Origin of the sequence: Maribrevibacterium harenarium, assembly GCF_006385675.1 — a bacterium.
Taxonomy (GTDB): Bacteria; Pseudomonadota; Gammaproteobacteria; order Pseudomonadales; family Marinomonadaceae; genus Marinomonas; species Marinomonas harenarium.
In genome coordinates, this window is record NZ_VFRR01000124.1 from 1 (window position 1) to 851 (window position 851).

The 851-nt window shown below is 46.9% G+C and carries 1 protein-coding gene; it reads left to right on the top strand.

Going from position 1 to position 851, the window contains the following annotated elements; genetic code table 11:
- A partial coding sequence (locus FJM67_RS17385; protein ID WP_181161555.1) for an IS110 family RNA-guided transposase occupies positions 1-851 on the top strand: 851 nt, incomplete at both ends.

Here is an 851-nt window from a genome sequence, read left to right on the forward strand (position 1 = left end):
GTGTTTGCTGTTGATCAGGATGAAAAAGTATTAATTAGGAAGACCATTAAACGCTCCAAAGTACTAGAATTCTTCATTCAACAAGAACCTTGTGTCGTTGGTATAGAGAGTTGCGGCGGTGCGCACTACTGGGCAAGAGAACTTCAGAAGATGGGGCATAATGTCCGTATGATGGCCCCACAGTTTGTCGCCCCTTATCGTAAGAGTGACAAGAATGACCGCAATGATGCCGAAACCATATGTGAGGCTGCAGGGCGGCCCAATATGCGTTTTGTTCCGATTAAGAATGAAGAGCAGCAAGCTATTTTAACGGTTCATCGCGCTCGCTCCTTATTGGTTGCAGAGCGGGTTGCGTTGGTCAATCAGATTCGTGGTTTCCTAACTGAATATGGCATTGTTATACCGCAAGGTAGGCTCCATGTAAGATCGAAATTACCAAAGATCTTGGAAGATGGAGAAAACTCATTACCCTATTTGGCGCGAGAGGTTTTCGCTGATCAATATCGAAGATTGTGTGAGCTGGATCGCGTGATAGATGATTATGATCAGAAAATAGCATCGTTGGCCAAATCACAAGAAGTCACTCGACGAGTGATGGAAGTTGAAGGAATCGGTCCGATTACCGCAACAGCAATCATTGCCTCAGCGGGAGATCTTCATGACATTAAGAATGGTCGTCAATTTGCAGCATGGATAGGCCTTGTGCCACGACAGTGGTCGTCCGGTGGTAAACAACGACATGGTCGCATCACAAAGCGCGGAGACACTTATATTCGAACGCTTCTGATCCACGGAGCTCGTGCCGTGATCCGATTTTTAGAGCGACGTGACGACGCGAAGAGTCGATGGGT